The organism is Gulosibacter sediminis, assembly GCF_014904065.1.
Classification (GTDB): Bacteria; Actinomycetota; Actinomycetes; order Actinomycetales; family Microbacteriaceae; genus Gulosibacter; species Gulosibacter sediminis.
This window is the reverse complement of sequence record NZ_JACXJG010000010.1, coordinates 53,367-74,678: the sequence shown is the minus strand read 5'-3', so window position 1 is coordinate 74,678 and position 21,312 is coordinate 53,367. Positions and strand designations below refer to the sequence as shown.

The 21,312-nt window shown below is 66.8% G+C and carries 20 protein-coding genes and 2 pseudogenes; 8 read left to right on the top strand and 14 right to left on the bottom strand.

Going from position 1 to position 21,312, the window contains the following annotated elements; genetic code table 11:
* Positions 1-76: 76 nt before the first annotated feature.
* From truA to infA, 7 genes are all read right to left on the bottom strand, one after another.
* On the bottom strand, positions 77-967 hold the full coding sequence (truA, locus tag ID132_RS06020; RefSeq protein ID WP_193128174.1) for a tRNA pseudouridine(38-40) synthase TruA: 891 nt from the start codon (positions 965-967) through the stop codon (positions 77-79).
* A 106-nt stretch (positions 968-1,073) separates the two neighbouring features.
* Positions 1,074-1,643 carry a 50S ribosomal protein L17 gene (gene rplQ, locus ID132_RS06015; protein ID WP_125107011.1) on the bottom strand — a complete coding sequence of 190 codons (570 nt, stop codon included), beginning with the start codon at positions 1,641-1,643 and terminating at the stop codon, positions 1,074-1,076.
* 44 nt (positions 1,644-1,687) lie between these two features.
* A complete protein-coding gene (locus ID132_RS06010) occupies positions 1,688-2,683 on the bottom strand; it encodes a DNA-directed RNA polymerase subunit alpha (protein WP_125107010.1) in 996 nt (331 codons plus the stop codon).
* Between the two features lie 158 nt (positions 2,684-2,841).
* The gene (rpsK, locus tag ID132_RS06005; protein ID WP_125107009.1) at positions 2,842-3,240 is read right to left on the bottom strand and encodes a 30S ribosomal protein S11; all 399 of its coding nucleotides are present in this window, start codon (positions 3,238-3,240) and stop codon (positions 2,842-2,844) included.
* A 50-nt stretch (positions 3,241-3,290) separates the two neighbouring features.
* The gene (gene rpsM / locus ID132_RS06000) at positions 3,291-3,665 is read right to left on the bottom strand and encodes a 30S ribosomal protein S13 (protein WP_125107008.1); all 375 of its coding nucleotides are present in this window, start codon (positions 3,663-3,665) and stop codon (positions 3,291-3,293) included.
* Positions 3,666-3,838: 173 nt separating this feature from the next.
* A complete protein-coding gene (rpmJ, locus tag ID132_RS05995) occupies positions 3,839-3,952 on the bottom strand; it encodes a 50S ribosomal protein L36 (RefSeq protein WP_019619036.1) in 114 nt (37 codons plus the stop codon).
* Positions 3,953-4,032: 80 nt separating this feature from the next.
* Positions 4,033-4,254, bottom strand: coding sequence for a translation initiation factor IF-1 (gene infA, locus ID132_RS05990; RefSeq protein WP_019619037.1), 222 nt, complete (start codon positions 4,252-4,254; stop codon positions 4,033-4,035).
* 373 nt (positions 4,255-4,627) lie between these two features.
* On the opposite strand from infA, the gene ID132_RS05985 reads away from it, so the two are divergent.
* Positions 4,628-5,995, top strand: a complete 1,368-nt coding sequence (locus tag ID132_RS05985; protein WP_125107007.1) for an HNH endonuclease signature motif containing protein — start codon at positions 4,628-4,630, stop codon at positions 5,993-5,995.
* A gap of 125 nt (positions 5,996-6,120) precedes the next feature.
* Here ID132_RS05985 and map read toward each other — a convergent pair whose 3' ends face one another.
* Positions 6,121-6,963 carry a type I methionyl aminopeptidase gene (gene map / locus ID132_RS05980; RefSeq protein ID WP_125107006.1) on the bottom strand — a complete coding sequence of 281 codons (843 nt, stop codon included), beginning with the start codon at positions 6,961-6,963 and terminating at the stop codon, positions 6,121-6,123.
* 133 nt (positions 6,964-7,096) lie between these two features.
* On the opposite strand from map, the gene ID132_RS05975 reads away from it, so the two are divergent.
* Positions 7,097-8,563, top strand: a complete 1,467-nt coding sequence (locus ID132_RS05975; protein WP_125107005.1) for an APC family permease — start codon at positions 7,097-7,099, stop codon at positions 8,561-8,563.
* Positions 8,564-8,656: 93 nt separating this feature from the next.
* Here ID132_RS05975 and ID132_RS05970 read toward each other — a convergent pair.
* The 5 genes and pseudogenes from ID132_RS05970 to ID132_RS05950 all read right to left on the bottom strand — a co-directional run.
* A pseudogene (locus tag ID132_RS05970) lies at positions 8,657-9,157 on the bottom strand (gamma-glutamyl-gamma-aminobutyrate hydrolase family protein); the annotation flags it as partial.
* A 185-nt stretch (positions 9,158-9,342) separates the two neighbouring features.
* On the bottom strand, positions 9,343-10,071 hold the full coding sequence (locus ID132_RS05965) for a gamma-glutamyl-gamma-aminobutyrate hydrolase family protein (protein WP_125107004.1): 729 nt from the start codon (positions 10,069-10,071) through the stop codon (positions 9,343-9,345).
* Between the two features lie 2 nt (positions 10,072-10,073).
* Positions 10,074-10,790 carry an ABC transporter substrate-binding protein gene (locus ID132_RS05960; RefSeq protein WP_125107003.1) on the bottom strand — a complete coding sequence of 239 codons (717 nt, stop codon included), beginning with the start codon at positions 10,788-10,790 and terminating at the stop codon, positions 10,074-10,076.
* On the bottom strand, positions 10,790-11,983 hold the full coding sequence (locus ID132_RS13740; protein ID WP_328743697.1) for a glutamine synthetase family protein: 1,194 nt from the start codon (positions 11,981-11,983) through the stop codon (positions 10,790-10,792). Before ID132_RS13740 ends, ID132_RS05960 begins: the two co-directional genes overlap by 1 nt.
* Positions 11,984-12,291: 308 nt before the next feature.
* Positions 12,292-13,500, bottom strand: a complete 1,209-nt coding sequence (locus ID132_RS05950; protein WP_193128114.1) for a cytochrome P450 — start codon at positions 13,498-13,500, stop codon at positions 12,292-12,294.
* Positions 13,501-13,625: 125 nt separating this feature from the next.
* Between ID132_RS05950 and ID132_RS15195 the strand changes: the two are divergent.
* The 4 genes and pseudogenes from ID132_RS15195 to ID132_RS05925 all read left to right on the top strand — a co-directional run.
* Positions 13,626-14,267 (top strand): annotated as a pseudogene (locus ID132_RS15195) (FAD-dependent oxidoreductase); the annotation flags it as partial.
* A gap of 760 nt (positions 14,268-15,027) precedes the next feature.
* Positions 15,028-15,486: a flavodoxin domain-containing protein gene (locus tag ID132_RS05935; protein ID WP_125106999.1), complete on the top strand. Its 459-nt coding sequence runs from the start codon at positions 15,028-15,030 to the stop codon at positions 15,484-15,486.
* 12 nt (positions 15,487-15,498) lie between these two features.
* Positions 15,499-16,263 (top strand): FadR/GntR family transcriptional regulator, encoded by a 765-nt coding sequence (locus ID132_RS05930; protein ID WP_125106998.1) that lies wholly within the window; start codon positions 15,499-15,501, stop codon positions 16,261-16,263.
* Positions 16,260-16,961, top strand: coding sequence for a cache domain-containing protein (locus ID132_RS05925; RefSeq protein ID WP_125106997.1), 702 nt, complete (start codon positions 16,260-16,262; stop codon positions 16,959-16,961). The genes ID132_RS05930 and ID132_RS05925 overlap by 4 nt, the downstream gene beginning before the upstream one ends.
* On the opposite strand, the gene ID132_RS05920 is transcribed toward ID132_RS05925, so the two are convergent.
* On the bottom strand, positions 16,958-18,544 hold the full coding sequence (locus ID132_RS05920; RefSeq protein WP_193128112.1) for an APC family permease: 1,587 nt from the start codon (positions 18,542-18,544) through the stop codon (positions 16,958-16,960). The genes ID132_RS05925 and ID132_RS05920 overlap by 4 nt on opposite strands.
* A gap of 407 nt (positions 18,545-18,951) precedes the next feature.
* On the opposite strand from ID132_RS05920, the gene ID132_RS05915 reads away from it, so the two are divergent.
* Complete coding sequence (locus tag ID132_RS05915; RefSeq protein WP_211198293.1) at positions 18,952-20,106, top strand: CaiB/BaiF CoA transferase family protein; 1,155 nt, start codon at positions 18,952-18,954, stop codon at positions 20,104-20,106.
* 34 nt (positions 20,107-20,140) lie between these two features.
* A complete protein-coding gene (locus ID132_RS05910; protein ID WP_193128111.1) occupies positions 20,141-21,304 on the top strand; it encodes an acyl-CoA dehydrogenase family protein in 1,164 nt (387 codons plus the stop codon).
* Positions 21,305-21,312: the final 8 nt, after the last annotated feature.

The window sequence follows — 21,312 nt, the reverse complement described above, 5'->3', positions numbered from 1 at the left end:
TGCGTTGAGTTGACGCGCGCCGTGCGGGTGCGGCGCGTGGCTAAGCATAGTGGCTTTCAGCAAATTGGCGAGATTCTTACAGCTTGGAGGCCTCGCGACGTGGTAGCTCAACGACATTGTCTGGCCGCTTCGCGCGGGTTGCGAGCTGGCGGGATGCGAGGTCGGCGTCGTCGGGGTAGCCCACCTCGGTGAGGGTGAGGCCCTTCGCCGCAAGCACCGTGAACGCGTTCGAGCGGCTGCGCACCTCGAGCAGCTCGGGCACGCGCGCGAGCGGCAGCCTGCCCTGCCCGACCGCGGCGCACATCCCCACGAGCGAGCGCACCATCGAGTGGCAGAACGCGTCGGCGCGCACGTGCGCGCGAAAGACGCCCCGTTCGAGTTCCTCCCAGCGGAACTCCTGCAGGGTGCGAATCGTCGTCGCGCCCTCGCGCGGCTTGCAGAAGCCCGCGAAGTCGTGCAGCCCGACGAGCACCTCGGCGGATGCGTTCATCGCGTCGAGGTCGAGGGCTCGGCGCACGACGGTGGTGCGGTGGCGCTCGAGCGGGTTCGCGACCGAGGTTGAGTCGGCGAGGCGATATTCGTAGCTACGCCAGAGCGCCGAGAAGCGGGCGTCGAACTCCGGGCCGACCTCGCGCGCGCCGGTGATGACGACGTCCGAGTCGGCTCCGAGAATGCCCGCACAGCGGCGCACCAGCGCGGCCGCGGGTTCGTCGTCGGCGCGCCCACGCACGGTCGACGCCCACACCTCGTCGTCGAGGTCGAGGTGCGCGACCTGGCCGGTGGCATGGACGCCAGCATCCGTTCGTCCAGCGACCGTGAGCAGCGGGCCGCTGTCGGGCAGCGGTCGGTACAGGATGCGCAGCGCATCCTCGAGCGTGCCCTGCACGGTGCGCAGCTCGGGCTGCGCGGCCCAGCCGCTGAAGGCCGTGCCGTCGTAGGCGATGTCGAAGCGCACGCGGACATTCATGGCGACCATCTTGCCGTATCCCTGCGCCTGCCGGGCCGAGGCGCTCGCAAGGAAACGAGGAAGGCCCCCACCGATTGGCAGGGGCCTTGCTCTTGGTGCGAGGAGACTACTTGGTTTCTTCCTCGGCAGCGTCGTCGGCAGCAACCTCGTCGGTCGCCTCGGCGGCGGCCTCGTCGGGCTCGACCTCGGCGGCAGCCTCGGCTGCCTCGGTCTCGACGGCGGCCTCGGCCTCAACGTCCTCGGTCACCACGTCGTCCTCGACAACCGGCGCCTCAGCGACGGGGGTCTCGGCAGCGGTGTTCTTCACCTTCGGCGTGACGGGCTCGAGTACGAGCTCAATCACGGCCATCGGCGCGTTGTCACCCTTGCGGTAACCGGTCTTGATGACGCGGGTGTAGCCGCCCGGGCGCTCCGCGACGAGCGGCGCGATCTCGGTGAAGAGCTCGTGCACGACACCGCGGTCGGTGATCGTCTCAAGCACCTTGCGGCGGTTGTGCAGGTCGCCACGCTTGGCCTGCGTGATGAGGCGCTCGGCGACGGGCTGGAGGCGCTTCGCGCGGGTCTCGGTGGTCTGGATGCGCTTGTGCGTGAACAGCTGCGCGGCCATCTGGCCAAGAATCATGCGCTCGTGGGTGGGGCCGGCGCCGATGCGAGGACCCTTTGTAGGCTTAGGCATTCTCGTGATCTCTTTCTGAAACTAGGTATCCGCGTCTGCGCGGTTTAGATGTACTCGCCGCTGTCTTCGCCAGCACCGTAGAAGTGGGTGCCTTCGAAACCGGGCACCGAATCCTTGAGGCTCAGGCCCATGCTCGACAGCTTGTCGCGCACCTCATCTACCGACTTCTGACCGAAGTTGCGGATGTTCATCAGCTGCGTCTCGCTCAGCGCAACGAGCTGCGACACCGTGGTGATGCCCTCGCGCATGAGGCAGTTGTACGAACGAACCGACAGGTCGAGGTCGTTAATGCTCATCGACAGTTCTTCGTTGATGACCTGGTCAACCGGCGCGGGGCCGATCTCGATACCTTCAGCCTCAACGTTGAGCTCGCGTGCAAGCCCGAACAGCTCAACCAGCGTACCGCCAGCCGACGCAACCGCGTCGCGCGGCGACATCGACTGCTTGGTCTCGACGTCGACCACGAGGCGGTCGAAGTCGGTGCGCTCACCCGCACGGGTGGCCTCGACGCGGTAGGTGACCTTGAGCACCGGCGAGTAGATCGAGTCGACCGGAATCTGGCCGGCCTCGGAGTACTCGTTACGGTTCTGCTGGGCCGAAACATAGCCGCGGCCACGCTCGACCGTCAGCTCAAGCTCGAACTTCGCGTCGTCGTTCAGCGTCGCGATGACGAGGTTCGGGTTGTGAATCTCCACACCGGCGGGGGCGGAGATGTCAGCGGCAGTCACTTCACCGGCGCCGGTCTTGCGCAGGTACGCGGTGATCGGCTCGTCGTGCTCGCTCGAAACAACGAGCTGCTTGATGTTGAGGATGATTTCGGTGACATCCTCTTTCACGCCCGAAATGGTCGTGAACTCGTGCTGCACGTTGTCGAGACGAATGCTCGTAACGGCCGCGCCGGGGATCGAGCTGAGCAGGGTGCGACGCAGCGAGTTGCCGAGCGTGTAGCCGAAGCCAGGCTCGAGCGGCTCGATGACGAAGCGCGAACGGTACTCGGAGACGTGCTCCTCGGTGAGGGTGGGGCGCTGTGCAATGAGCACTGTGTGGTTCCTTTCGGCAAAGCGTCCGCTATATGACGCTTGGCGTGTGCGTGAGGGGCGATCTCACGTGAGGTAGGTAGTGGTGCGAAAGACAGGCGGTCCGGCGGGTGCCGGAAAGTCGCCCAACCCTCGAGGTGAGGGCCGGGCGACTGGGGGCGTTAGACGCGACGACGCTTCGGCGGACGAGCACCGTTGTGCGCCTGCGGGGTGACGTCGGTGATCGAACCGACCTCGAGGCCCGCGGCCTGCAGCGAACGGATGGCGGTCTCGCGACCCGAACCGGGGCCCTTCACGAAGACGTCAACCTTCTTCATGCCGTGCTCCTGCGCCTGGCGAGCAGCCGACTCCGCGGCGAGCTGCGCGGCGAACGGGGTCGACTTACGCGAACCCTTGTAGCCAACAGCGCCCGACGAGGCCCAGCTGATCACAGCACCGGTGGTGTCAGTGATCGAAACGATCGTGTTGTTGAACGTCGACTTGATGTGCGCCTGGCCGACGGCGACGTTCTTGTTGCTCTTGCGGCGCGGCTTGCGCGCGGCGGTCTTGGGGGTAGCCAATTCTTCTCTCCTACGAAATTCGGTTCACTCACATCCGCAATGCGGATGGGTTACTTCGCCTTCTTCTTACCGGCGACGGTGCGCTTCGGGCCCTTACGCGAACGCGCGTTGGTCTTGGTGCGCTGACCGTGCACGGGAAGACCGCGACGGTGGCGGATGCCCTGGTAGCTACCGATTTCGACCTTGCGGCGGATGTCGGCTGCGACCTCACGGCGAAGGTCACCTTCAACCTGGTAGGTGCCTTCGATGTGGTCGCGGAGGGCAACGAGCTGCTCGTCGCTGAGGTCCTTGACTCGGGTGTTGCCGTCGACGCCGGTAGCCTCGATCGCCTCGAGGGCGCGGGTGCGGCCGATGCCGTAAATGTAGGTGAGTGCAACCTCGACGCGCTTTTCGCGCGGGAGGTCAACGCCTGCTAGACGTGCCATTGGAGTGTGCTCCTAGATGGTGAGAGGTGTGGTGCAGCAGTTGGGCCCCGGCCTCGTGCCCGGAGGTGTCCCCGACCTTGGTGCGATCGGCTCTTACCGCTGCGATTGCAATATTGAGTTGTGCGCCGCCGAGGCGGCAGATGCGCGTCGGGCGCGGGGCCCGCCAACCGCAACTAGCCCTGGCGCTGCTTGTGACGCGGGTTGTCGCAGATGACCATGACGCGGCCGTGACGACGGATCACGCGGCACTTGTCGCACATCTTCTTAACCGAAGGCTTGACCTTCATGAGTGTTCTTCTTTCTTCGCTGGCCTCGTGCTGACGCGGGTGCGCCAGCCGTTCCTTATCCGGCCGAAACGAACTGCAAGCTACTTGTAGCGGTAGACGATTCGGCCACGCGTGAGGTCGTAGGGGCTGAGCTCTACGATCACTCGGTCTTCGGGAAGGATGCGGATGTAGTGCTGCCGCATCTTGCCGGAGATGTGTGCGAGGACCTTGTGTCCATTGGAAAGTTCGACACGGAACATTGCGTTCGGCAATGCTTCGATGACCGTGCCCTCGATCTCGATGACGCCGTCTTTTTTGGCCATAGCCTCACTGTCGCTTGCTGTAGTTCGCCGCATGCCGGTCATGCGGAAATCGACTTCTCGCAGACATGCCAAAGCAGGCACGACAAGCCGACTTTCAACTATAGGCTGGCGCGCTCGCGAAATGCAAGGGGGAGTTCCGTTCAGATCCCACGGAACTCAGACAGCCCGAGCCTAACAGCCTTGCGTGCAGAACACACTCATCGCTGGCGGTGGGTTTCGGGCGCGCGCCCTTGGGCATGTCGGAGGGTCGTGGTGTTCTTGGTGCAGGTGGACGAGCTGCCGTCGGCGGCGCGGAGGAAATGTCGGAGGCTCATGGTCCACTCCTAGTACCGGTAACGCGACCCAGCAAAAGCGATAGAGGAGGCGAGGCACAATGACCAACACGGAACCCGAGTTCGACGATGACCACGCCGACGAGTCGCTGCGCCTCGCGCTCGAGCAGTTCCACGCCGACCTGCGCGCGCGTGCCGCGGTCGATGCCTCCGACTTCCGCACCTACGCCACCATCTACAACACTGCCGAGACCTATACCGCGCGCGATTGCGGGCCGGCAGTTTCGGCCACGAAGCGCGCCGAGACGTTCCAGTGGCATCTGCGCTCGGTCGCGGGCGAGTTCGCGTGCGACTCGCAGCTCACCGACAACGCGCTGATGAACCGCGCGCGCAACGCGCACAACCTGTTCACGAAGTTCCCGTACTGGCACGACGCGCTCGCCGAGGCGTCGGTGCAGGCGGGGCACGTGGGCGCGATGCTGCGGTACCACTCCCCTGTTCCGGCGCACCACTACGACGCCTACGGCAACGGCGTGCTTCGGTACGCCAAGGCCCACACGGTGCCTCAGACCGAGACCTACGCCAAGAAGCTCGCGGCGAAGCTCGCGAGCGAGGAGTTCGAGGAGGCCCACAAGCAGGCATTCGAACAGCGCCGCGTCATCGTCAACCACGACGACTTTGGCATGGCCTACCTCACTGCCTTTATCCCGTCTGTCATCGCGGCCGCCATCGACGAGCGTCTGTCGCGCGACGCCGAGGCGATGATCGACGCGGCCAAGCAGGAGGGTAAGGACCGTCGGGACGAGCCCGAGTTCGAGGCCGATCTGCGCACGCGCGACCAGCACCGCGCCGATGCCCTCTCCGACACCCTGCTCACGGCAACAGCACAGACGATCCTCGAGGGCCCTGCCGAGGGCGCCGCCCGCGTCAAGGCCACGGTCAGCATCGTCACGCCGGTGCTCGCACTACGTGACCCAAAGTTCGCCGAGGACTTCGCTCAGGCGGGTGGCTCCGACACCAGCGCCGGGGTGGCGATGCTCAACGGCATCCAGCCCATGAGCGCCGACGAGGCCCGGCAGTGGGCGGCCGACGGCGAGCTCGAGCGCATCCTCACGCACCCCATCACAGGGCACGTGATCACCGCCGACACCTACGCGCCGACCGCCTCGCTGCGCCGGTATCTCCGGGCCCGCGACGTCGTCTGCCGCTTCCCAGGTTGTCGCCGACCGGCGCACCGCAGCGAGCTCGACCACACGGTCGCGTGGCAGAACGGCGGCAAGACGCACCCGGGCAATCTCGGGCATCTCTGCCGGGCGCACCACACACAGAAGCACGTGCAGCCTTGGCAGGTTGTCAACCTCGGCGGCGGAGAACTGGCCTGGATCACACCCGTGGGGCGCACCATTCACGTTTCACCCGAACCGCCGGGGCCCCGCTTTGTCGAGGTGCACGATCCGCCACCCTTCTGAGGGTGCGGTCTGCCGACGAACGGGCCAACGCACCCCAGCACCCCAGCGCATCCACAGAGCCCATCAGGGTCACACCGCTCGTCACATCGAGAGCGGTACTCGGGATGCGCTGGGGCGCTTTTGCGCTACGGCACAGGAACGGGAACGACCCCAAGCGGCGCCAGACCCGCAGCCCCACCGTCGGCGGCGGTGGAGACCCAGATACCTTCTTTATGGCGAAGCACGGTGTGCTCCCAGTGGGCGCTCGGAGTGCCGTCGATGGCGCGCACGGCCCAGTGGTCGGGGTCGGTGCGCACGTCGGGGATGCCGGCGGTAAGCATGGGCTCGATGCAGATCGCGAGACCGGCCTTGACGACGGGTCCGCGGCGGCGCACGCGGTAGTTGAAGACCGTCGGCTCCTCGTGCATGTCGCGGCCGATGCCGTGGCCGGTGTAGCCCTCAAGGTTNCCGAGCGGGCCCTCGTCGAGGTGCATATCAATCTCGTCCTCGATGGCGCCGCCGACGTCGTTGAGGTGGCGAGCAGACGCGACCGCGGCGATGCCGGCCCACATGGCGGCCTGCGCCGCGGCGCTCGTGCGGTGCGCATCCAGCAGCCACTGCTCGGCGTTCTCGCGCTGCGGCTCACCCTGCACGATGAACGTGCGGGCCGAGTCGCCGTTCCAGCCGTTGAGCTGGGCGCCGCAGTCGATCGACACGATGTCGCCGGGTTGCAGCGGCGTCTCGTTTGGGATCCCGTGCACGACCACGTCGTTCACCGACGCGCAGACGGTGTGGGCGTAATCCTCTACGAGTTGGAAGTTCGACTCGCCACCGCCGTCGAGAATCACGCGCTCGGCGATGGCGTCGAGTTCAAGGGTCGAAATGCCGGGCCGGATGGCCGCCTCGACCGCATCCAGCGCCTGCGAGGTGAGCAGGCCGGCGGGCACCATGAGGCGTAGCTCCTCGGGGGATTTGTAGATCGACCGCATGGCACCGAGCCTACTCGGCACACCGCGTATCACGGGCGAGTAAAGAGGTATCGCTCAAGCTGTACGTTCCGTGCTAACTTGCTGGAAACTTCACGACGGCATCCGCGCCATACAACGACGGTAGGAACCACGCATGTCCGCCAGCCCAACAACGCTCGAAGATCGCGACCCACCGGAACCAACAGGGCTGAAGCGCACGCTCGGGGTCTGGAGCACCCTCACTCTCGGCGTCGGCGCCATGGTCGGCTTCGGCTGGGTGACGCTCGTCGGAGGATGGATCGAAAGCGCCGGCTCGCTCGGCGCCACCCTCGCGTTCGTCGTCGGTGGCTTCATGATGGCGATCGTGTCGCTGGTCTACGCCGAGCTCGTCGCCGCGATGCCGAAGGCGGGCGGCGAGCACAACTACATCATCCGTGCGATGGGCCCGCGCTGGTCCTTCATCGGTTCGTGGGCGATCACGGGTGGCTATGCCACGGTGGTCGCATTCGAGGCGGTCGCGCTCCCCCGAGCCATCGACTATGTCGTCGACCTCGAGCAGATCCACCTTTGGACGGTCAGCGGCTCCGAGGTCTTCCTCGTCTGGGCCCTCGTCGGCTCGGTCGTCGCGGTGCTCATCACGATCATCAACATCCTCGGCGTCAAGGTCGCGGGTGGCGTGCAGATGTTCGTCGTCATCTTCCTCTTCGCCATCGGCGCGCTGCAGATCTTCGGCTCGGTCACGGGCGGCTCTGGCGCAAACTTCGAGCCCTTCTTCACGGGCGGCTCCGCGGGCTTCTTCGCGGTGCTCATCGTCGTGCCGTTCCTCTTCGTTGGCTTCGATGTGATCCCCCAGGCCGCCGAAGAGGTGGACATCCCGCCGCGCAAGGTGGGCAACATCTCGTTCATCTCGGTGCTCATCGCCGCGGCCTGGTACATCATGATCGTGCTCACGGTCTCGTCGGCGCTCACGCACGAGCAGATGGCGGGCTCGAGCCTGCCGGCGGCGGATGCGATGGGCGCGCTGTTCGGCAACCAGTTCTTCGCGAACCTCATGGTCGCGGCAGGCGTCGCCGGCATCATCACGTCGTGGAACTCGCTGCAGCTCGGTGCCTCGCGCCTCATGTTCTCGCTCGCCCGCGGCGGCATGCTGCCCGCGTGGCTCGGCAAGCTGCACCCGAAGTACGGCACGCCCGCGAACGCGCTCATCGTGCTCGGCGCCATCGCGACGATCGCCCCGTTCTTCGGCGCCTCCGCACTCGGCTGGATCGTCGACGCGGGTTCCCCGATGATCGTCACCGCCTACCTGCTCGTGTCGATCTCGTTCGTGATCCTCCGCGTGCGCGAGCCTCGCATGGAGCGCCCGCTGCGCATCGGCGGCATAGGCAAGTTCGGCGTCGTCATCGGCGGCCTCTCGATCGCGATCACCGCGTTCCTCTGCTCGCTCTACCTGCCCGGCATGCCCGCCGGCATCGGCATCGAGTCGTGGCTCATCTTCGGCGTCTGGTGGATCGTCGGCGCCGTGTTCTTCGTGGCGATCCCGGGCGGCGTGAAGCCGGGCCCGGACGCCGAACAGGAGCTCTACGAAAAGGTGCTGCAGAAGTTCCCGAACCGGCGCGGCTAGCGANGCCCCGGCTCGCGCCCGCACCTGTCGCACGAACTCCCCGAAGAGCACGCGCCGATCGTCAAGATTCGCCGCGAGCTCTTCGGGATGCCACTGCACCCCGAGAATCCAGGTGTTGCCGACGCGCTCGGTCGCCTCGGTGATGCCGTCGCCGGCACGCGCCGCGACGCGCAGCCCCTCGCCGACCCGGTCGACGGCCTGGTGATGCCCGTTGCGCACCGTCAGGCTCGACGATCCATACAGCTCACGAAGGCGACTGCCCTCGACGAGCTCGACCACCTCATCCACGAAGAGCGGGTCGCCCGGCGCACCCTTGTGCAGCTCGAACGGATCGAGATCGGGCACGAGCGAACCCCCGCACGCGACGTTGAGCAACTGCGAGCCACGGCACAGGTGCAGCATGATCGCGTCGTCGGCGATGCCGGCACGAATGAGCTCGAGCTCGCGGTCGTCGGCGCGACGATCCTTGCCGTACTCGTTCGGCACGGGGTCGGTGTGCCCGTACAGCGTCGCGTCGACGTCGCCACCGCCGAGCACGAGGATGCCGTCGGCGCCGCGAATCGCCTCGGCATCGGGCGGCGTCTCGTCGGCCACGTCGTGCAGGCTCGCGCGGGCGCCGGCATCATGCAGCGCGGCCACGGCGACCTGAATCAGATCGCGATTCAACCCGCGCGAGAACGACGACTGCCCCGGCGTATTCAGCTGCACGACGACTGCGATCTCGACGTCGGCATCGGGATGCGCCGAGGTCGTCACCGCCTCGTCCCACGTCAGCGGCGTCACGCCGCGTTCTGTTCGCTCGAGCGTGCGCGGGCCTGGGCCACGACCCAGTCGAACAGCGCCTGATCGCTCGCGACCGAGTCGCTGCGATCCTCGGGATGCCACTGCACCGCAACGATGTTCAGCTCCGGGTCCTCGAGTGCCTCGACAGCGCCGTCGGCGGCCCGCGCCGTGACGCGCATGCCCTCGCCAACGCGCCCAACGGCTTGATGGTGATAACTCGACACCGAGACGACGCCCGCGGCCGCCTCCCCCAGCGCCCCCGCGAGCGCGCTGCCCGGCGCAACCTCGACGTCGTGAATGGTGTCGACATGTTCCTGCGGCTGCTGCGGCCAGTGCTGCACAAGGTCGCCCCCGCGCTCGACGTTCCACAGCTGCATCCCGCGACAGATCAGCAGGGCGGGGATGCCGTGCTCGGCCGCCGCCGCGATGGCCGCCGCGTCGGCGTCATCCTGCCCGTCGTACGAGCACCCGGCGTAGCTTGCCTCGGCGAGCTGACCGTAGCGGAACGGGTCAATGTCGGGCCCGCCCGGCAGCACGAGCCCGTCGACGAGGCCCCAGAACCGAGAGTCGGGGTTCGCCCAGTCGACGAGCGGGCTCAGGACGACCGGGTCGCCGCCCGCGCGCTGGATCGCGCGCAGGACGGCGTTAGCGGCCACCGAGGCATCAAAGCGCAGGCCCTGAATCTTGGCCGAGCTCAGCCCCGGCACGCCGATGATCGGTCGCAAGGCTAGGCGCCCTCCCCGCGCAGGGTCTCACCCGGGAAAGGCAGGTGCGGCATCCATTTGACCCAGACTGCTTCGAGCCGGCCGTCATCGAGCACGCGGCCGATCTCGCCGTTGAGTTCCTCGAGCAGCTCCGTGTTGCCCTTGCGCACCCCGACGCCCCACTTGTTGCGGGTCTGCGCGGTGAACGCGAGGTCGAACTCGGGCTCGTCGCCGAGCGGCACCGTCACCACGTCGTCGTCGATCATCGCGTCGACGAAGCCGCTGCGCACCGCCTCGAGCATGTCGGCGAAGACGTCATCGCTCGCGCCAAACGGCACGAGCTCGGCCTCGGGGAACGTCTCAGCGAGCTTCATGTTCGTCGAGCCGGCGATTGCACCCACGCGGTAGCCGCGCATATCCTCGGGAGCCCGCGCCGGGTCGCCGGCACGCACGAGCACCGACTCGTTGAACACGGTGTAGGGGCGGGTGAAGTCGACGAGCTCCTGACGCGAAGGGATGATGCCCTGGCCGCACCAGACGGCGTCGGCGCGGCCATCCTGCACCGCGGGAATCATGTCGTCCCAGGGCAGAATGACCCACTCGACCTCGGCGCCGAGCTCGCCGGCGACCAGCACCGCGACATCCGGTTCGAAGCCCGGGCGGGTCTTGCCGCCGTCGGTCGAAAGGTCAAAGAGCGGCGGTGCCGCCGAATCGATACATGCAAGTTTGATGGTGCGCATTACGGAATCGCCTGCCAATACTGATTGAATTCCCACTCGGTCACGGCCCCGCAGTAGCGGGCCCATTCGTCCGACTTCATCTCCAAATAGATGCGACGAAGATCCTCAGGCAGGTTCGCCTGATTCCAGTCGGACGACTTGAATGCCTCGATCGCCTCACCGAGCGTCATCGGCAGCTCGGCGCCGCCCGAGCCAGCGGCGGGCGGTTCGATCTCGTTGCCGATGCCGTCGGCCATTGCCGACACGAGCAGTGAGTGCGAGAGGTAGGGGTTGACGGAGGCGTCGGGCACGCGCACCTCGGCGCGTCCGTTCGCCGAGATGCGCACCATCGAGGCGCGGTCGTCGAGGCCCCAGTCGGCGCTGGCGGGCGCGAACTGGCCCGGGTCCCAGAACCGCTTGTACGAGTTGACGGTGCTCGCCATAACGAGCATCATCGACGGCGCGTGTTTGAGCACGCCGCCGATGGCCCAGCGCCCCAGTTGCGACATGTGCAGCTCGGTGACGCCCGGAGTGACGAAGGTGTTCGTGCCTTCGTCGTCCCAGAGCGACAGGTTATGGTGGCAGCCGTTGCCCATCGAGCCGAGGTATGGCTTCGGCATGAACGACGCCTGCACCCCGAACTCACGCGCGACCTGCGAGCAAATCTGGCGGTAGGTGACGAGCCGATCAGCCGTGCGCTCAATGTCGTCAAACATCCAGTTGAGCTCGATCTGGCCCTTGTCCTCGTAGTCGCCCTCGATCATGTCGAAGTCGAGCGCGGTCGCGTATTCCTCGAGCCGCTTATAGATAGGACGCATGACCTCGAGGTTCTCGACCTGGTAGGCGGGGCTGTGCCCTGGGATGAGCGTGGGCTCGATCGAGTCGCCGGTCCAGGTCATCTCGGGCTCAGTCCCCGACTTCATCGTGAGGCTGAAGACATCCTTGAGCAGCTGGTGCGTGCGCTGCATGTTCGCGCGCGAGTCGATCGCGAGCGGGCGGCCGCCGACGCCGGGGAGATGCTCGGGCTCGTAGGCCGCGCAGAAGATCCGGCCGATCTCGCCGTCCCACGGCAACTGCTGGAACGACTCGGGCTCGGGTAGACCGACGAATTCCTTCGCCTCGATGCCGCCGCCGATGAGGTTGCCGAAGATGTCCGACTGGAGATCGCTCAGCGCCGTGCGGTGAAAAGCGATGCCCTTTTCGAGGTTGCGCACGATGTGCTTCGCCGGCACCNATCTTCGCGACGGTGCGCGCGCCGAGCGTCGGCAGCATGTAATAGAGGTACTTCACGCCCGAGCGCTCGATCTTCTCGACGATCTCGGCGACGGTGTCGTCCTCGAGGTTCTGCTCCTGGTGGTGCCCAAACGCGCCGTTGTCGTTGAGCGCCGCCTCGACGCTCTCGCGATAGAAGTCGCCGAGGTTGCGCCCGAGCTCGACCGCCGCGGTCTGGAGTTTCTCGACGTGCGGCTCAACCGTCGTCGTGCTGTGGTTGGTCATTGCCTTGCCTTCCGTGCGCGTGGGCCTAGGCCCGCGCCGTGAACGAGATGGGGAATCGCACCGGGCCGGTATTGCCGGAGTCCGGCAGCCACTCGTCCCCACCCGTCGAGCGGATGTTGGTGAGATTGCGCGCGAGCACCGGCAGTGCCTGGCTCATGTCCGCGCGCGCGATGTAGTGGCCGAGGCAGTGATGCACGCCGCCGCCGAAGGTGAAGTGCGGCTTGCGCTCCTCAGCCGTGATGTCGACCTCGGGGTCGGGATACGCGACCGGGTCGGTGCCCGAGGTCGCCGTGAACAAGTGCACGGTCGTGCCCTTCGCGATCCGCACGCCCTCGTACTCGAAATCGTCGATCGCCTCGCGCGTGACCCAGCGCGTCGTCGGGTTGACGCGCAGCGCCTCCTCGAGCGCGGCGCTCGCGAGCGACTCGTCGGCGGCGAGCTTCTCCCACTCCGCGGCGTTGTGGATGTACGTCTGCAGCGCGAGCCCGAGCTGGTTGCGCGTCGTGTCCATCCCGCCGAAGAGCATGAGCACGAGGGCGTTGCGAAGCTCTTCGCCCGAGAGCTTGTCACCGTCGTCGCTGAACTGCACGAGCCGCGACACGACGTCCTCGCCAGGGTTCGCCTTGCGCTCTTCGATGAGCTGCTCAACGAAGTCATAGAGCTCGTGCACGGCCTCGTCGATCTGCTCGATGTCGTCCTTGATGCTCACGCTGAGCGCGTAGCCAACCGTGTTCGCGCGGCTCGCGATGAACTGCCAGTGCTTGTGGTCGAGGCCCATCATGATGCACAGGGCGCGGGTCGCGAACGGCTCGGCGAAGTCGGCGACAAACTCGCACTCGCCGCGGTCCTTGAAGCTCGTGACGAGCTCCTCCGCCAGCGTGGTGAATTGGGGCTCGAGCCGACGCGCCATCGAGGGCGAGAAGGCGGGGTTGAGCAGGCGGCGGATGCGGTGGTGTTCGTCGCCCTCGAGCACGAGCAGGTTCTTGCTCCACCACTCGTAGAAGAGGCCGGAGTGCACCCCGTTGAGCTCGGGCCAGCGCGCCGACCCCTGCGAGAGCTTCGGATGCTTGAGCAGTTCGGCCACCTCGGCGTACCGCAGCACCGCGTAGCCGTAGTTGGTCTTCGCGATCCACGAGCGTTCGCGCGCATCGCGCACCGCCTCAGACTGCATCGTAAACTTCGGGTCTGCGATGTCGAAATATGGCAGATCGTCGATCACTTGGGTGTGACTCATGACGTTCCCTTCTTGCAAATCTTCGTCGATTTCCGGGGATTCAGGCGATTAAACCTTCATTGGTGAATGAATAGAACCACAGGCCCCGTGGAAGCACAAGAGGGCAATTTCGCCCGATTCTCTGAATGTGTACGGGGTTTGCGCGAACCACTTGCCGGAAGCTCGCGGAGCGGGTAATGATTGAAAACCAGATTTTTATGGAGGACCCAATGTCCGAGATCCTCACAACGGATCACGCAGCGCCGCGCCATATCGCCATCGTCGGCAGTGGCCCGAGCGGCTGCTTTACCGCCCAAGCACTCCACCGCAAGTGGCCGGATGCTGAGGTCACGGTCTTCGACCGGCTCGCCGTGCCGTACGGGCTGATTCGCTACGGCGTCGCCGCCGACCACCAGCACACGAAGGCGATCACGCGGCAGTTCGACCGAAGCTTCGCCGACGGCGGCGTGCGCTTCGCCGGCAACATGGAAGTCGGCACCGACCTCGGCCTCGACCAGTTGCGCCAGAACTACGACATCGTCGTGCTCGCCTCGGGGCGGTGGCGTGACCGCGCGCTCTCGATTCCAGGCGGCAAACTCCCCGGCGTCGTCGTATCGGGCGACATCGTCAACGCGTTCAACGCCGTGCCGCGACCGGCGATCCCCATGCCCCACATCGGCCGCCGAGTCGTCGTGGTCGGCGCGGGCAACGTCGCGCTCGACATGGTGAGGTTTCTCATCAAGACCGATGCCGACTACGAGGGCAGCGACGTCGCTTCCGCCGCGCTGCGGCAGTACCTCGAGGCACCCGCAACCGAGATCACCGTCTTGAGCCGCTCCCCCATCGCCGCCGCCAAGGCCGACGTCGCGATGGTGCGGGAGCTCGGCAAGATCGACGGCGTCAAGTTCAGCTACGCCAACACGAGCCCGGCGACCGACGACAACGCACTCGGCCGCAAGCGCGAGGAGGCCTTCGCCCAGCTCGCCGCGCTGGACGTCGACGCGTGGCGGGCGCGCGTGCACTTCATCTTCGGCNGCCGAGCCCGGGCGCATCCGCGGCACCGAGCACGTCGAGGCCCTGCACCTGCAGGCGGCGCCCGCGGGCGAGCCGAGCGTGCTCGAGTGCGACACCGTCATCAGCGCAATCGGCTTCGACGTGAACGCCCCCGGCCAGTGGCACTACGCCCAGCACCTCGACTTCACGCCCGACGACACCACGGGGCGCATCGAAGACGGGCTCTACCGCGTTGGCTGGCTCAAGCGCGGCCCCCACGGCGCGATCCCCGCGAACCGCGCCGACGCGAACGAGGTGGCGAAGGAGATCATCGCCGACGTCGAGGCGGGTCGATTCCATGCGCACGAAGAGGCGCGGGGTTACGAGGGCCTGCCCGAGCGTGCCCGCGCGAACGCCGTCAGCTTCGACGACTGGCGTCACATCGACGAGGCCGAGGTGCGCGCGNGCCGAGCCCGGGCGCATCCGCCACAAAATCACCGACCACGACACGATGCTCGCAACGGTGCGAGCCGCAACCACTAAGTGAGGACACTCATGACCATCACCGTGCTCTACGGCACCGAGTCGGGCAACTCCGAGCTCATCGCGCAGGACATCAACGGTCGCCTGCAGCAGGACGGCCACGAGTCGGAGGTGTTCGACCTGCAGGACTTCGAGCCCGAGTCGATCACCGCCGACAACGTTTACATCATCGTCTGCTCGACGCACGGCGAGGGCGAGCTGCCGAACACCGCCCTGCCATTCTTCGAGAAGTTCAAGGACTTCGCGGGCGACCTCACCGGCGTGCGCTACGCCATGTTCGGCCTCGGCGACACCTTCTACGAGGAGACCTACAGCCAGGGCAGCGAGCACCTCGACCGCCGCTTCGCCGAGCTCGGCGCGACCCGGGTCGGCGACTACGGGCGCCACGACGCCTCGTCCTGGGACCTCCCGAGCGATGTCGCGCTCGAATGGTTGCCCGGAGTGCTGGGCGCCGAGGCGAAAGGTTCCTAGACTGACACCAAGATGAACACCGCGTCGCTCTTCAGTCCCGTCCGGCCCCGACTGCCGGCGTCGCTGACGTCTGGCGACGAGCTCGCCGACACGATCACCGCCGCGATCTCGCTCGGCTCCATCGCCGTCGGAGATCGCCTCCCCGCCGAGATCGACCTCGCCGCGGAGTTCGGTGTCGCGGTCGCCACCCTGCGCAAGAGCCTCGCAGTGCTGCGCTCGCAACAGGTCGTCGAGACCCGGCGCGGGCGCGACGGCGGCACGTTCGTCATGCGCGTGCCGTTCCCGAGCGACTCGCAGGTGCGCGAGTACCTGCGCTCGCTCAGCATCATCGACCTGCGCGACTACAGCGATGAACACACGGCCGTCGCCGGCGGCATCGCCCGCCTCGTGAGCCAGCGCGCCCTGGATCAAGACCTCGAGGCGCTCGCCGAGCAGGCGCAGCAGCAGGCTGAGAGCGCCGATCTCACGGCGCAGGTCAGCCTCGACAACCGCTTCTACGTGCAGCTCGGCGCCGAGTCGCAGTCGCAGCGGCTCATGCGCGCGCAGATGCGCCTCCAGAGCGAGGTCTCGACGCTGAAATGGTCGCCGGCCGCCGCCGCCACCAGCCCCGAGGCCGCAAAGTATGCGCGCATCCAGGTCGCCGACGCGCTGCGCGCGCGCGACCCGGAACTCGCCGAGTCGACCATCGGCAACCTCATTCGACAAACCACGTACCGGATCATCGACGTCAAGCTCACGCTCGACCGCCCCGACTCCGAAGGGAACGCAGCTTCATGACGACCCCTGCCACCGCCGTCACCGAAATCGCCGACTGGTTCGAGTGCTACTTCCTCGACATCGAGCAACTCCGTGACGAGATCACGGCCGAACTCGCCGCGACATTCACGGATGGGCGGCCCGTGGTCATCACGCCGCCGGTGAGCGAGCGCATCCGTCAGATCTCGGTGGCCTTTCTCGAGCGACACCCGCGCAGCGACGGCGCTGGCATCGTCTTCGAGCTCGCACAACTCGACCCGGCTCGGGCCCGTCTCGAGTGGTGGCTGCGGGACGGCGAGAAGTTTCAGCGCAACAACTTCGTCCTCGACCCGCGCTCGGAGCGCTTCTACGACTACGAGAAGCTCGACTGGTTTCGCAGCGGATTTCACCACGAGTCACGCACGATCGCCGGGCCATACATCGACCACCTCGGCGTCGACTACTACATCAGCACGCTCACGGTGCCGGCGTTCGTCGGCGAGCGCAAGGTTGGCATCGTCGGCTCGGATGTGCGTATGGATGATCTCGAGCGGGTACTGATTCCGATGCTCGCGCCACTTCCCCGCGGGGCCGCGGTGTTGAGCCGGCACAATCAGGTGCTCGTCGGTAACTCGGGCGAGTTCAGCACCGGCGTGCTCGTCGCGGCCGTGCCCCAGGGGTTTTCGTGCGTGAGCATCCCAACCCCTGGGCTCGGCCTACGACTGCTGTATCGCGACTAGCCCCGCGCGTCGTCGCCCGGGCCACGCTCGGGATAGACGTGCGGCTTCTTGCCACTAAGCCGCATAGCGAGGTCTACGGCCTCCTCGGACTGCGCGATCGGCGTCGCGTAGCTGAGGTCGACGACGCCGGTGCCCGCGAGCTGCGCCGGGGCGTTGAGGTGCGGCTTCGCGATGAACAGGTAGAGCAGGCCCACGACGACCACGAGCGTGCCGACAATCAGCACCATCCACGACTGGAACCAGTTCACGTCGGGCACGGGCTGGACGAGCGTGTAGACCGCGAAGGCCTGGTAGATCAACGCGGCGATCGCGACGACCCAGCCCATGTTGCCCATCGTGAATTCGCCCTTCGGCTTCCACCCCCTTGCCCGGGCACGGATCGACGCGATGACGACGCTCGCGAAGGCGAGGTAAATGCCGAAGGCCGCGAACGAGATGATGGCGATGAGCGCGTCGGCGCTGAGCAGCGAGATGACCAGCACGATCGCGGGCAGCAGCGCTGCGCCGAGGAGCGCGTACGGCGGCACCGCGCGCTTGCGGTTGAACTTCGCGAGCGCCTTCGACAGCGGCAGCTGCTTGTCGCGTCCCATCGAGTACATGAGGCGTGAGGCCGCGGCTTGCAACGAGATCGTGCACGAGAGGAACGAGACGAGCACGATGATCATCACAAAGCGGAAGCCGACCGGGCCGAAGGTCGCGAGGAAGATTTCGCTCACGGGGTCGGTCGCCGTACCGTCCATCACCGCGGTGAAGTCGGGCACGGCGAGGATCAGGCCGAGCGCAATGAACATCGAGGCGACACCGCCAACATAGATCGTCATGCGCATGGCGCGCGGGATCACGCGGCCCGGGTTCTTCACCTCTTCGGCGACGTCACCGTTCGCCTCGAAGCCGTAGTAGAGGTAGATGCCGAAGATCGCCGAGCCGATGAAGGCCGCGAGGAACGGCGTCGCCTCCTGCATCTCGGGGGTGCGGAAGTCGGTGAACAGCGCGCTGAGGTCGTGGTGGCGCGAGGCGATGAGCAGCCAGGCGCCGATGAACACCGTCGCGACGATCTCAACCACGAAGCCGATGAACGCGACGTTCGCGAGGAACTTCGTGCCGCCAAAGTTCACGAGGGTCGCGAGCACGAGCAGGAACAGCGCGAGCAGCACGTTGGCGGTCGCGTTCATCTCGATACCGAAGAGGGCGCCGAGGAACGGGCCGGCACCGTAGGCGACGGATGCGATGGTCGCGTTGATCGCGATCATGTAGATCCAGCCCGAGATCCAGCCCCACTTGGGGCCCCAGAGGCGTCGGTTCCAAGGGTAAATGCCGCCAGCGACCGGGTACTGCGAGACGACCTCGCCGAACACGCAGGCGACGAGCAGCTGCCCGAGGCCCGCGATCACGAGCATCCAGAACGCTGGCGGGCCGGCGATCGCGATCGACGCGGCGAAGGTGGTGTAGACGCCGACGACCGGCGAGAGATAGGTAAAGCCGAGGGCAAGGTTGCCCCAGAACCCCATATCGCGCTTGAACTCGCTCTCGATGTGAAGTTCGTCCTCGGCGGTGGGCGGTTGGTTGTGCGTTGAAGTCTCCATGGAGGGCTCCGACCTCTCTGAGCAGGTGATTCAGTTCACTTTTAGAGGTTTAAGCCGTCGTGGCCGCCTCGTGCGTGACGAATCAGATCTTGGGACTAACCCCGGCCGACTACAGTGTCGCCCGGATGCGGGCAATACTAGCAATCCTGCAGGTTTCGACAAGGGGGATGGGGAGAGCAGTTTTCACCTCCTGGGGCGATCTTCCTTGACAGACGTCGTTGGAAGCTCCGAGATTCGCCGTTAATTTGCCAGATATTGCACGTATTGCAAACATACATCTTCGAATCGCATCCGACCACTGCAGATTAAACGAATGAGTTTCAGTTGAGGATTGGAACTGACCCGGTCGAACTGCCTACGATGACAACGGGGATCGCGCGCAACGATGCGCGGCCCCGGGGAGCAATATGACGACACCACAGCAGCCGGCCGGACCCCTCGCGGGCCTGCGCGTGCTTGATCTTTCGCGGATTCTCGCCGGCCCGATGGCCGCAATGACGCTCGCCGACCTCGGCGCCGAGGTGGTCAAGGTCGAGCGCGCGGGCGCGGGCGACGACACCCGCACCTGGGGCCCTCCCTACGCCGAGGACGGCACGGCCACCTACTTCCAGACGGCGAACCGCAATAAACAATCGGTTGCGCTGGATTTCACGAACGAGGACGACCTGCGCGTCGTGCGCGGGCTCATCCGCGACGCCGACATCGCCGTCGACAACTTCCTGCCGGGCGCGCTCGACCGCCTCGGCATCGGCCACGACGCGATGCGCGAACTCAACCCCCGCATAGTCACCGCCACGATCTCGGGCTTCGGCTCGGCCGGCGGCGCGAGCCGCCCCGGCTACGACTTCGTCGTGCAGGCACTCAGCGGCCTCATGCACGTCACCGGCGAGCGCGACGGCGCGGCCATGAAGGTCGGCGTCGCGCTCGTCGACATCCTCGCCGCGAAGGATCTCACCATCGGCGTGCTCGCGGCACTCCGGCACCGCGACGCGACCGGCACGGGCCTGCACGTCGAGGTCAATCTGCTCTCGAGCATCCAGCAGGCCCTCGCCAACCAGTCGCAGGCCGTCGTCGGCGCCGGCGCCTCGCCCACCCGCCTGGGGAACATGCATCCGTCGATCTGCCCCTACGAGTCGCTGCCGTGTGCTGAGGGCGAGCTCGCCGTGGCGGTCGGCAACGATAAGCAGTTCCGTGTGTTCGCGCGCGAGCTCGGCGTGCCGCACCTCGCCGACGACGAGCGCTTTGCGACGAACCCGCTGCGCGTCGAGCACCGCGAAGCGCTGCGACCGCTGCTCAGCGAGGCCCTCGCCGCGAAGCCGGCGGCCGAGTGGCAAGACCAGCTCGTGCCCGCGGGCCTCGCCGTCGGCAAGGTGAACACGATCGCCGAGGGCATCGCCCTCGCGCAGGAGCTCGGCATCGACCCCGTCGTGCCGCTCGAGCGCGACGGCGTTGCGTCGAGCGGCCTGCGCCACCCCATCCGCTACACCCCCGAGTTCCCCCTGCCCCTCGTCGGCCCGCCCGCCCTCGACGCCGACGGCGACGAGATCCGCGCGCGCTACTGACACACTGACGCACCGACCACCGAAAGGCCCAACATTGTCTGAACTGACCGACCTGCTCAACCTCGACGCCGAGTTCACCGAAGAGGAGCTCGCGCTGCGCGGCCGCGTCCGCGAGTTTGTCGACCGCCGCATCCGCCCGAACATCGAGCAGTGGTACGAGGACGCGGTGTTCCCGACCGAGATCATCCCCGAGATGGCCGAACTCGGCCTGCTCGGCATGCACATCAAGGGCTATGGTTGCGCGGGCCGCAGCGCGACCGAGTACGGCATCGCGATGCAGGAGCTCGAGGCGGGCGACTCGGGTCTGCGCACCTTCGTGTCGGTGCAGGGCTCGCTCGCGATGAGCGCAATCGCGAAGCACGGCTCTGAGGAGCAGAAGCAGCACTGGCTGCCCGAGATGGCCGCCGGCCGTGTCGTCGGTTGCTTCGCCCTCACCGAGCCCGAGGCCGGCAGCGACCCGGCCGGGATGCAGACGACCGCCGTGCGCGACGGCGACGGTTGGGTGCTCAACGGCTCGAAGCGCTGGATCGGCCTCGGCACGATCGCGCAGATCGCCATCGTCTGGGCAAAGACCGACGAGGGCGTGCGCGGCTTCATCGTGCCGACCGACGCCGAGGGCTTCTCCGCGAAGGCGCTCGAGCCGAAGCTGTCGATGCGCGCGTCGATTCAGACCGAGCTCACGTTCGACAACATCCGCCTCACCGAGGCCGACCGCCTGCCGGGCGCGACGAGCCTGCGCGCGCCGTTCGAGTGCCTCAACGAGGCGCGCTACGGCATCGTCTGGGGCGCGATGGGCGCGGCCCGCGACGCCTTCGAGAAGGCCGCGAGCTACGCCGGCGAGCGCCACCAGTTCAACCGACCGCTCTCGTCGTTCCAGCTCACGCAGAAGAAGCTCACCGACATGGCGCTCGAGATCGTCAAGGGCCAGCTGCTCTCGCTGCGCATCGGCCGCCTCAAGGACGCCGGCAAGCTCGAGCGCCACATGATCTCGGTCGGCAAGCTCAACAACTGCCGCGCCGCGATCGAGATCTGCCGTGAGGCCCGCACGATCCTCGGCGGCAACGGCATCCTGCTCGAGAACTCGGTGCTGCGCCACGCGAACAACCTCGAGTCGGTGCGCACCTACGAGGGCACCGACGAGGTCCACACCCTCATCATCGGCCAGCACCTCACGGGCCAAAACGCCTTCACCAACTAACCCTTCTG